Here is a 10355-nt window from a genome sequence, read left to right on the forward strand (position 1 = left end):
GCCCTGACGGCTGTGCTCGCTGGCGGCGGGCAGGCCGTGCCCGCCGCGGCTCGGCTCGCCACGCGACGGACCGGGCAGCGCGTGGCCGCCCCGCTCCGGCGCCGGCTCCTGGCCGAGGATCGGCGTGGGCCGCTCGGCGCACAGGTACTGCGCCATGTCGTCGTGCGGCGTGACGTTCTGCCGGGTCTTGTCGAGGTCCCAGATGGCCTGCGCGGTCGCCTTGCCCGACGGCCAGGTGGCGACGATCCGCCAGGTGCCGTCGTCACGACGCCACGCGTCCCAGGAGATCTTCTCGGTGTCGATCCCGTGCTGGCCCAGCCGGCCGTTGACCACCTCGGCGAGCGGGGTTGGCTTCTCCGCGCCCTTGAGCCGGGTGCGCCGGGCGTGCTGGGCGAGCATCGCCCGCTCCTGGAGCACCGGGCCGGCGTAGCGGAGGACCCGGTCGACCGGGACGCCCGCGATGCGGGCAACGTCCTCGGCGGACTCACCGGAGCGGATCCGGGCCTGGATGTCGCGTGGGGACAGCGAGGGCACCGGGTCGGCGGCGGTCGGCGCGGCGGCGAGCGGCGGGGCGCCGGGCTCGGCGTGCAGCACCGTGGCGATGCGCTCGTCTATGGGCAGGGCGAGCAGCCGCCCGACCTCGTCGGCGAGCACCAGGGCCTGGCCGTCCTCGGAGAGGGCGACGAAGCGTACTGGGCGCATAGCGTTGCCTCCGTCCCGCTTCGCTGGCCGCACGCCACGGGTCGGCCACCGTGGCGTCTCGCACTACCGTACGCTGACTTGCCCACGGTTGGGGGATGCGACACCCGCATGTCATGACTGAGCTGCGGCGATGATCACGGTCGGTGGTCGCCGGGACGTCGGCGACCACCGACCGTGACGGTGTCGCTAGAGTCGCTCCACCACGTAGTCGATGGACCGGGTCAGCGCCTCGACGTCCGCCGGCTCGACGGCCGGGAAGAGCGCAACCCGCAGCTGGTTGCGGCCGAGCTTGCGGTACGGCTCGGTGTCCACGATGCCGTTGGCGCGCAGCGCCCTGGCGATCGCGGTGGCGTCCACCTCGTCGACGAAGTCGATGGTGGCGACCACGTTGGACCGCAGCGCCGGGTCGGTGACGAACGGCGTCGCCACCTCGGACCGCTCGGCCCAGCCGTAGACGATCGAGGCGCTCTCCGCCGTGCGCTTGGCCGCCCAGGTCAGGCCGCCCTGCGAGTTCATCCAGTCGGTCTGCTCGGCCGCCAGGAAGATGGTGGCCAGCGCCGGGGTGTTGTACGTCTGCTCCAGCCGCGAGTTGTCGATCGCGGTGACCAGGTCGAGGAAGGCCGGGATGTAACGGCCGGACGCCTTGATCTCGCCGGCCCGCTCCAGGGCGGCCGGGGACATCAGGGCCAGCCAGAGGCCGCCGTCGGAGCCGAAGCACTTCTGCGGGGCGAAGTAGTAGACGTCGGTCTCGCCGACGTTCACCTCCAGCCCGCCGGCGCCGGAGGTGGCGTCGACGAGCAGCAACGAACCCTCGTCGGCGCCCGGCACCCGGCCGATCGGCACGGCGACACCGGTGGAGGTCTCGTTGTGCGGGGTGGCGTAGACGTCCACGCCGGCCTCCGCGACCAGGGTCGGGGCGCTGCCCGCCTCGGACCTGCGGACGGTGGGCTCGCCGAGGAACGGCGCGTCGGAGACGGACTTCGCGAACTTGGCGCCGAACTCGCCGAAGCTGGCGAACTGGGCCCGGTCCCGGACCAGGCCGAACGTCGCGACCTCCCAGAAGGCGGTGGTGCCGCCGTTGCCGATGACCACCTCGTAGCCCTCGGGGAGGGAGAAGAACTCGGCGATGCCCCGGCGCAGCCGGGCGACCTCGTCGCGGACGGTCTTCTGCCGGTGGGAGGTGCCCAGGTAACTGGTCGCCACGTCGGCGAGGGCGGAGACCGCCGCCGGACGGACCTTGGACGGCCCGCAGCCGAAGCGGCCGTCGGCGGGCCTGATCTCGTCGGGAATCCGGATGGTCGGTGCGTCAGCCACGGTGTTGGAGATCCTTCCGCATGGGCGAGGGCGGGCCCGGTCTTCAGGGCGGGCGCGGACCGACGGCGGACGCGTGCGCCACGGCGCACGGCGGGGCCGGGATCCGAGCCCGGTCCGGCGACACTGCCGGCCTTCATCCTCGCACCCGGGGCCGCCGGCCCGGCCGCTGGTCCCACACCAGGCCGTGAGGCGTACGCCACAGCACGGGCGAGGGCCCCGTCCGCGCGGACGGGGCCCTCGGCGGTACGCGGGTCAGACGCCGTGCGGTATGGCGTCCCAGCCTTCCACCTCGCTGGGGGTGCGGGAGCCCGGGCCGACGTAGCGGGCGGACGGGCGGACCAGCCGCTGGAGCCGCTTCTGCTCCAGGATGTGCGCGCTCCAGCCGCCCATCCGGGCGCAGGTGAACATCGAGGTGAACATGTGCGCCGGCACCTCGGCGAAGTCCAGCACGACGGCCGACCAGAACTCGACGTTGGTGGCGAGCACCCGGTCGGGGCGGCGGGCCTGGAGCTCGGCCAGCGCGGCCTTCTCCAGCGCCTCGGCGATCTCGAAGCGGGGCGCGCCCAGCTCCTTGGCGGTGCGGCGGAGCACTCGGGCGCGCGGGTCCTCGGCCCGGTAGACCCGGTGGCCGAAGCCCATCAGCCGCTCGCCCCGGTCGAGGACGCCCTTGACGTACCCCTCGGCGTCACCGCTGCGCTCGACCGCCTCCAGCATGCTGAGCACGCGGGACGGGGCGCCGCCGTGCAGCGGGCCGGAGAGCGCGCCGATGCCGGAGGAGATGCAGGCCGCGGCGTCGGCGCCGGTGGAGGCGACGATCCGGGCGGTGAAGGTGGAGGCGTTCAGGCCGTGCTCGGCGGCCGAGATGAAGTACGCGTCGACGGCCTTGACGTGCCGCGGGTCCGGCTCGCCCCGCCAGCGCTTCATGAAGCGCTCGACGATGGTCTGCGCCTTGTCGATCTCCTTCTGCGGCACCGCCGGCAGACCCAGGCCGCGGGCGGACTGGGCGACGAAGGAGAGCGCGGTCACCGACACCCGGGCGAGGTCCTCGCGGGCCTGCTCGTCGGAGATGTCCAGCAGCTGGCTCAGCCCCCAGTACGGGGCGAGCATGGCGACGGCCGACTGCACGTCCACCCGGATGTCACCGGAGTGCACCGGCACCGGGAACGGCTCCGCCGGCGGCAGGCCCGGGCCGAAACGCCCGTCGACCAGCAGCGCCCACACGTTGCCGAAGGAGACCTGGCCGATGAGATCCTCGATGTCGACCCCGCGATAACGCAGCGCACCGCCCTCGCGGTCGGGTTCGGCGATCTCGGTCTCGAAGGCTACGACGCCCTCCAGCCCCGGTTTGAAGTCGGCCATGTCGCTTCTCCTGGATCTGCTCGGTGCGCCAGCCCGGGCTCACCTCCCGGCCCAGCCGGGCGAGCGCCTTAGGCGACCTTCAGGGATGTGTGTTCGTGACATCTTGCCTGCTGGGTAACCGGATCCGCGACCCGCTGCGACTGTGCGCCACGCGACATCCCCCGTCGGTGGTGGCGCGGATCCGTCGGCGACACTGGGTGGCACGGGCTGGCCTGCGTCGCAGGGCGTCGGCCGGGTCGACGGGGAGGGGAGAGAACGTGACGGGCGACACAGTGCACCCGGCCGCCATGCGTAACGAGTACGCCGCGGACCTGGGCCTTTCCGAAGCCGACCTGGCGGCCGACTGGCACACCCAGTTCGGCCGCTGGTTCGCCGACGCGGTCGCCGCCGGGCTGCCGGAGCCGAACGCGATGGTGGTCGGCACCGCCGACGCCGCCGGCCGGCCCAGCGGGCGGACGGTGCTGCTGAAGGGGTACGACCCGGAGGGCTTCGTCTTCTTCACCAACCACGAGTCCCGCAAGGGCGCCGAGGCGGCCGCCAACCCGTACGCCAGTCTGGTCTTCCCCTGGTTCCCGATGCAGCGTCAGGTGGTGGTGGCCGGCCCGGTGGAGCGGATCGACCGGGCGGAGACCGAGGCGTACTTCGCCGTCCGGCCGCGCGGCTCCCAGCTCGGCGCCTGGGCGAGCACGCAGTCCCGGGTGCTCCCCGACCGGGCGGCGCTGGACGCGGCGTACCGGGCGGCGGCGGAGCGGTTCGCCGACGTCGAGCGGATCCCCGCCCCGCCGCACTGGGGCGGGCTGCGGGTGCGGCCGGAGTCGGTGGAGTTCTGGCAGGGCCGGGCCAGCCGGCTGCACGACCGGCTGCGGTTCCGGCTCACCGGGCCCGGGACGTGGGCCGTCGAGCGGCTGGCGCCGTGACGGAGCTGAAGGACGCCCGGTCGCGCGGGGTGCGCCGCTGGGCGATCGACCTGCGCCCGCTGGCCGTGCCGGCGTACCGGCGGATGTGGCTCGGCAACACGCTGGCCATGTTCGGGTTCCAGTTCACCGCGGTCGCGGTGCCGGTGGAGATGTACGCGCTCACCGAGGACTCGTTCTGGGTCGGGCTGCTCGGCATCGCGGGCTTCGTACCCCTGCTGGTCTTCGGTCTCTGGGGTGGCGCGGTGGCCGACGCCCGCGACCGGCGCCGGGTCCTGCTCGCCGGCTCGGCGCTGCTCTGGGCCTCGATGCTCGGCCTGCTGGCGCACGCGCTGCTCGGCGGGGGCAGCCCCGTGCTGCTGCTGGCCCTGGTCACCGTGCACTCGATCGCGTTCGCGATCAGCTCGCCCGCCCGCACCGCGATCCTGCCCCGCCTGCTGCCGGCGGAGCTGGTGCCCGCGGGGACCACGCTCAACTACACCACCTTCACCGCCGCGTCGGTCGTCGGACCCCTGACGGCGGGTCTGATCTTCGCGGCCTTCGGCACCGGGCGGGGCCTGCCGCTCGCCTACGCCCTGGACGTGGTGCTCTTCACCGGTCTGGTCGTGGCCACCGTGCGGCTGCCGGCGATGCCCCCGGAGCCCCCGGCCGACGGTGAGGTCCGTCGGGGTGGGCTGGCCGGCATCGTCGACGGCTTCCGTTACCTGGCCACCACGCCGGTGCTGCTGCTGTCGTTCGCCATCGACCTGATCGCGATGATCCTGGCCATGCCGCGCGCGCTCTTCCCGGAGGTCGCGGAGAGCCGGTTCGGCGGCGGCGCGGCGGTGGGCTGGCTCTACAGCGCCATCGCGATCGGCGCCATGCTGGGCGGCCTCACCTCCGGATGGATCGGCCGGATGCGCCGGCAGGGCCTCGGCCTGGTGGTGGCGGTGGTCGGCTGGGGGCTGGCGGTCGCCGCGGCCGGGCTGGCCCGGCAGCTCTGGCTGATGGTGCTGCTGCTCGCGGTCGCCGGCGCGGCCGACCTGGTCAGCGCGGTGCTGCGGCAGTCGATGCTGCTGGTCTACGCGCCGGACCGGATGCGCGGCCGGCTCCAGGGCGTCAACACAGTGGTCGTCGCCGGCGGCCCGCGCCTGGGCGACCTGCGTGCCGGCGCGATGGCCGCCGGGTTCGGCGGCGGGGTCGCCTGGATCGGCGGCGGGCTGCTCTCCGCCGCGCTCGCGGTGCTGCTCGCGGTGGCGTTCCCGGCCCTGCTGCGCTACCGGAGCGCGACCGGGTCGAGCGGGGGGCGGGCCTGACCGGCAGGGTCGCGCCGAGCGACGCGTCGGCGCGAACAGTTAGGGTCCGGGCATGAACAGCCCCGACCAGCGTCCGCCCTCGGGCGCGCAATGGACCATTTCCGCCGCCGGCCACGAGGCCGTGATCGTGGAGGTGGGCGGTGGGGTGCGGACATACCGCCACGACGGCGTCGACTACCTCGACGGGTACGCCGCCGACGAAATCTGCCCCGGCTGCGCCGGGCAGGTGCTGGCCCCCTGGCCGAACCGGATCCGCGACGGGCGCTACTCCTTCGGCGAGCGGTCGTTGCAGCTCACGCTGAGCGAGCCGGACCGGGGGGTGGCCATCCACGGGCTGGTCAACTGGGTGCCGTGGCAGCTGCTGGAGCAGTCGACGGACGCGGTGACGGTCGGCTACGACCTGCCCCCGACGCCCGGCTACCCGTGGCCGCTGCGGCTGCGGACCCGGTGGAGCGTCGGGGCGGACGGGCTGCGCGCCGAGCACGAGGTGACGAACACCGGCGGCGAGCCAGCGCCGTTCGGCTTCTCCGTGCACCCGTACCTGCGGCTGCCCGGGGTGGCGGTCGACGACCTGTCGCTGCGGCTGCCGGCCCGCGTCCGGTTGCAGGTGGACTCGCGGCTGCTGCCGATCGGGGCCACCCCGGTGGCCGGCACCGAGTACGACTGGACCAGCCCGCGCCGGATCGGCGACGCGCAGCTCGACATGACCTTCGGTGATGTGATCCGGGACGACGGCGGCGGTTCGGCGGTCAGCCTGGCCGCCCCGGACGGCTCGACCGGCGCGCACCTCTGGGCCGACCGGGAGTTCGGCTGGTGGCAGGTCTTCACCGGCGACGCGCTCCCCGGCGAGCGGCACCGTCGCTCGGTGGCCGTCGAACCGATGACCTGCCCGCCGGACGCGTTCCGCTCCGGCCGGGACGTGATCACGCTCGAGCCGGGCGTCGCCTGGCGGGGCGTCTGGGGCGTACGGCCCGGGGTCTGAGCGGGGGAGCGGATGGAGTTCAGCGAGGTCGTCCGGCGGCGTCGGATGGTGCGCAACTACGACCCGGACCGCCCGGTCCCGCCCGACGTGGTGGAGCGCCTGCTCGACCACGCGGTCCGCGCGCCGTCGGCCGGCTTCGCCCAGGGCTGGGGTTTCCTGGTGCTGGAGGAGCAGGCGGACCGGGAGCGGTTCTGGGCGGCCGCCACCCCGGGCGGCGGTGGCCGGGAGCGGTGGCTGGCCGGGATGCGCCGGGCGCCGCTGATCATCGTCCCGCACGCCAACCGGTCGGCCTACCTGGAGCGGTACGCGGAACCGGACAAGGGCTGGGCGGACCGGTCGGCGGAGCGCTGGCCGGTGCCCTACTGGTACGTGGACACCGGCTTCGCCGCCCTGCTGATGCTGCTCACCGCGGTGGACGAGGGGCTGGGGGCGTGCTTCTTCGGCATTCCGCCGCAGCGGTCGGAGGCGTACCGGGAGGCGTTCGGCGTGCCGGCGGAGTACCAGCCCATCGGTGCGGTCACCGTGGGTTACCGCGCGGCGGACCACCGGTCACCGTCGCTGCGCCGGGGACGCCGTCCGGTGACCGAGGTGGTCCGCCGGGGCCGGTGGAGCTGACCGGTCCCGGGCGGTTCGTCCGGTTGAGAACCGGACGACCGATAGCGAAACTGACATCAGGGAGCAGAACGCGGTGTGGCGCAGCCGGTTACGCTGGCACGGTCATCGGTGCCGCACGTCGCGGCGCCACGCCGCGACCCGGCCCGGTGCCCTGGGTCGGCCCGGCCACGGGGAGGGGAGCGTGCCGTCGTGATCTTCAGAGCGGTCCGGGACGGGCGTCCCTATCCGGAGCACAACCTGACGCTCAAGCAGTGGGCGGAGATCCCGCCGCGACCGCTGCGCCTGGACCAGCTGATCACCACCAAGCGGGAACTGGCGCTGGACAAGCTCCTCGCCGAGGACTCCACGTTCTACGGGGACCTCTTCCCGCACGTCGTGCAGTGGAACGGTGGGCTCTACCTGGAGGACGGGCTGCACCGCGCGCTGCGGGCCGCGCTTCAGCAGCGCAACCAGATCCACGCCCGGGTGTTCGTCTTCTCCGGCCCGGTCGAGTGAACGAGCTGGCCTGAGCCTTCGTTAAGGTGGCGTCCATGAGTGCTCTCGATCTGCTCGACCTGGACTCCTCGCTCACCGAGGAGGAACGGCAGATCCGCGCCGTCGTGCGCCAGCTCGTCGACGACCGGGTACGCCCGCACGTCGCCGGCTGGTACGAGGAGGGCCAGGCGCCGGTGCGGGAGCTGGCCCGCGAGTTCGGCAAGCTCGGCCTGCTCGGCATGCACCTCACCGGCTACGGCTGCGCCGGCGCCTCCGCGGTCGCGTACGGGCTGGCCTGCCTGGAGCTGGAGGCCGGCGACTCGGGCGTCCGGTCGCTGGTCTCGGTGCAGGGCTCGCTCGCCATGTACGCGATCTGGCGCTTCGGCAGCGAGGAGCAGAAGCAGCGCTGGCTGCCGTCGATGGCCACCGGCGAGGCGATCGGCTGCTTCGGACTGACCGAGCCGGACCACGGCTCCGACCCGGCGTCGATGGCCACCCGCGCCCGCCGCGACGGCGACGACTGGGTGCTCACCGGCGCCAAGATGTGGATCACCAACGCCCCGATCGCCGACGTCGCGGTCGTCTGGGCGCGCACCGACGACGGCGTGCGGGGTTTCCTCGTACCCACCGACGCCCCCGGGGTGACCACCCGGGAGATCCGTCGGAAGATGTCGCTGCGCGCCTCCGTCACCGGGGAGATCGTGCTCGACGACGTCCGGCTCCCGGCGGACGCCCGGCTGCCCGAGGCCGTCGGGCTCAAGGCCCCGCTGAGCTGCCTGACCGAGGCGCGGCACGGCATCGTCTGGGGTGCGCTCGGCGCGGCCCGCGACTGCCTGGAGACCGCCCTGGAGTACGCGACCACCCGCACCCAGTTCGGCCGGCCGCTGGCCGGGTTCCAGCTCACCCAGGCCAAGCTCGCCGACATGGCGGTCGAGTGGGGCAAGGGCCACCTGCTGGCGCTGCACCTGGGCCGGCTCGCCGACACCGGAAAGCTGCGCCCCGAGCAGGTCAGCGTGGGCAAGCTGAACAACGTGCGGGAGGCGCTGGCCATCGCCCGGCAGTGCCGCACCATCCTCGGCGCCAACGGCGTGTCGGGTGAGTACCCGGTGATGCGGCACGCCAACAACCTGGAGAGCGTGCTGACCTACGAGGGCACCTCGGAGATCCACCAGCTGGTCATCGGGCAGCGGCTGACCGGGCTCTCCGCCTTCGCCTGACCTGCGCATTCACCCGTTCGGGTCGCTCGACGAGCGACTGTCGCACGGGGGCCGTACCGTCATTCGCAGACAACGTGTCTGACGAGGACGGTGAGGGCCATGGCCCGCGACGGTGACATCAACGAGCCCACGAGGGAGTTCCCCGGCTACCCGACCGGCGACGCGCTCAAGGCCCGGTCGGACGTCACACCCGAGCCGGCGCCCGGCGCACCGACACCGAATGGTGGGCCGGCCCGCGGCCTGCTCTGGGTGCTCGGCGCGGCGGCGCTGGCGGTGGTGGTGCTGCTCGGCGTGCAGGCCACCGGCATCCTGCCGGACTTCCGCAACCCGTTCGCCAAGGAACAGGCCGACCGCAGCCAGCCGCCGCTGCTGAAGTCGATCCAGGACCTCAGCCGCTACGTCGCCGCCGAGGGCAACTTCCAGGTGGTCGTCGACCTGCAGAACGACCGGCGCAACGTGCCGGACTTCCTGCTCAACCAGCGCACCCTCTTCGTCGGAGCGGGCAGCGTCGAGGCGTACGTCGACTTCGGGAAGATCTCCGAGGGCGCGGTGGTCGAATCGGCCGACGGCAAGTCCGTGGAGATCAAGCTGCCCGCGCCGCAGCTCGGCAAGACCAACCTCGACCTGGAGAACAGCTACGTCTTCGCCGAGGAGCGCGGCCTGCTCAACCGGATCGGCGACCTGGTCAAGGGCGACCCCAACCGCCAGCAGCAGGTCTATCAGCTCGCCGAGGAGCGGATCACCACCGCCGCACGGGACAGCGGCCTGACCCAGCGGGCCGAGGAGAACACCCGCAAGATGCTGGAGGGGCTGCTCCGCTCCCTCGGGTACGAGAAGGTCACCGTCACCTACACCGCCCCCTGACACAGGCGGCCGGGGCGGGCCGTGCGCGTCCGCTGAGGCGTGATCGACTCGATGTCGTGAACATCGGGCTCTCCCGGTGTGGTGGTCAGCCCGATGTCAGGGACATGGAGTGGATCATCGTGGCCCGCCCCGGCTCGATGGCCCGGGGCGGGTGGGCCTGCGCCCGAGGGTGGGGTCAGTAGCGGGTGCGGGTGAAGGTGCGGTCCTCGTTCGGCATCAGGGCCCAGAGCACCAGGTAGACGACCACCTGGGTGCCGGGCAGCAGCAGCGACAGCAGGAACAGCAGCCGGATGAAGTTGGCGGACCTGCCGTACCGCAGGGCCAGGCCGGCGCAGACGCCGGCGAGCATGCGCCCCTGACGAGGGCGGACCAGTTTGCGACTCATCGTCGTACTCCCACTCTGCGGCGTTCCGCCGCGTCTGCCGTCAACGGTAGAAACGGGCGTTCACCCCGCCCTCGGTCCCGAGGAGGATCGGCGGCCCGTGTACCCGTAGGTGCTTTACCCGGGCCACGGACGCCGACGCCTCGCGCCCGTGCGACGCCGCGCCCAGGCACGCCGGCCTCCGCGCCGCGCCAGGGCGACGCCGCCTCCGCGCCGCGCCAGGGCACGCCGGCCCGG

11 protein-coding genes are annotated in these 10355 nt (G+C 73.5%); 7 read left to right on the forward strand and 4 right to left on the reverse strand.

Features of this window, described 5'->3' with window-relative positions:
• From sepH to NCC78_RS20870, 3 genes are all read right to left on the reverse strand, one after another.
• On the reverse strand, positions 1–702 hold a 702-nt coding region (gene sepH, locus NCC78_RS20860), incomplete at its 3' end, for a septation protein SepH (protein ID WP_250796427.1).
• Between the two features lie 186 nt (positions 703–888).
• Positions 889–2016: a phosphoserine transaminase gene (gene serC, locus NCC78_RS20865; RefSeq protein WP_250796429.1), complete on the reverse strand. Its 1128-nt coding sequence runs from the start codon at positions 2014–2016 to the stop codon at positions 889–891.
• A gap of 252 nt (positions 2017–2268) precedes the next feature.
• Complete coding sequence (locus NCC78_RS20870) at positions 2269–3375, reverse strand: citrate synthase 2 (protein ID WP_250796430.1); 1107 nt, start codon at positions 3373–3375, stop codon at positions 2269–2271.
• Positions 3376–3662: 287 nt separating this feature from the next.
• Here NCC78_RS20870 and pdxH point away from each other — a divergent pair, with 287 nt between their 5' ends.
• From pdxH to NCC78_RS20905, 7 genes are all read left to right on the forward strand, one after another.
• Positions 3663–4292, forward strand: coding sequence for a pyridoxamine 5'-phosphate oxidase (pdxH, locus tag NCC78_RS20875; RefSeq protein ID WP_250796440.1), 630 nt, complete (start codon positions 3663–3665; stop codon positions 4290–4292).
• Positions 4289–5584 (forward strand): MFS transporter, encoded by a 1296-nt coding sequence (locus NCC78_RS20880; RefSeq protein ID WP_250796431.1) that lies wholly within the window; start codon positions 4289–4291, stop codon positions 5582–5584. Before pdxH ends, NCC78_RS20880 begins: the two co-directional genes overlap by 4 nt.
• Positions 5585–5636: 52 nt before the next feature.
• Positions 5637–6566, forward strand: a complete 930-nt coding sequence (locus NCC78_RS20885; protein ID WP_250796433.1) for an aldose 1-epimerase family protein — start codon at positions 5637–5639, stop codon at positions 6564–6566.
• 12 nt (positions 6567–6578) lie between these two features.
• Positions 6579–7181 (forward strand): nitroreductase family protein, encoded by a 603-nt coding sequence (locus NCC78_RS20890; RefSeq protein WP_250796434.1) that lies wholly within the window; start codon positions 6579–6581, stop codon positions 7179–7181.
• A 189-nt stretch (positions 7182–7370) separates the two neighbouring features.
• Entirely contained in the window at positions 7371–7676 is a 306-nt protein-coding gene (locus tag NCC78_RS20895; protein WP_250796436.1) for a type II toxin-antitoxin system VapB family antitoxin, read from the forward strand.
• A gap of 35 nt (positions 7677–7711) precedes the next feature.
• Positions 7712–8872 (forward strand): acyl-CoA dehydrogenase family protein, encoded by a 1161-nt coding sequence (locus NCC78_RS20900; protein ID WP_250796437.1) that lies wholly within the window; start codon positions 7712–7714, stop codon positions 8870–8872.
• A gap of 99 nt (positions 8873–8971) precedes the next feature.
• Positions 8972–9736: a DUF4230 domain-containing protein gene (locus NCC78_RS20905; RefSeq protein ID WP_250796438.1), complete on the forward strand. Its 765-nt coding sequence runs from the start codon at positions 8972–8974 to the stop codon at positions 9734–9736.
• A 175-nt stretch (positions 9737–9911) separates the two neighbouring features.
• Here NCC78_RS20905 and NCC78_RS20910 read toward each other — a convergent pair whose 3' ends face one another.
• On the reverse strand, positions 9912–10121 hold the full coding sequence (locus NCC78_RS20910) for a PspC domain-containing protein (protein WP_250796439.1): 210 nt from the start codon (positions 10119–10121) through the stop codon (positions 9912–9914).
• Positions 10122–10355 lie beyond the last annotated feature (234 nt).

The sequence above is a fragment of the Micromonospora phytophila genome (assembly GCF_023656545.1).
GTDB classification, from domain to species: domain Bacteria; phylum Actinomycetota; class Actinomycetes; order Mycobacteriales; family Micromonosporaceae; genus Micromonospora; species Micromonospora phytophila.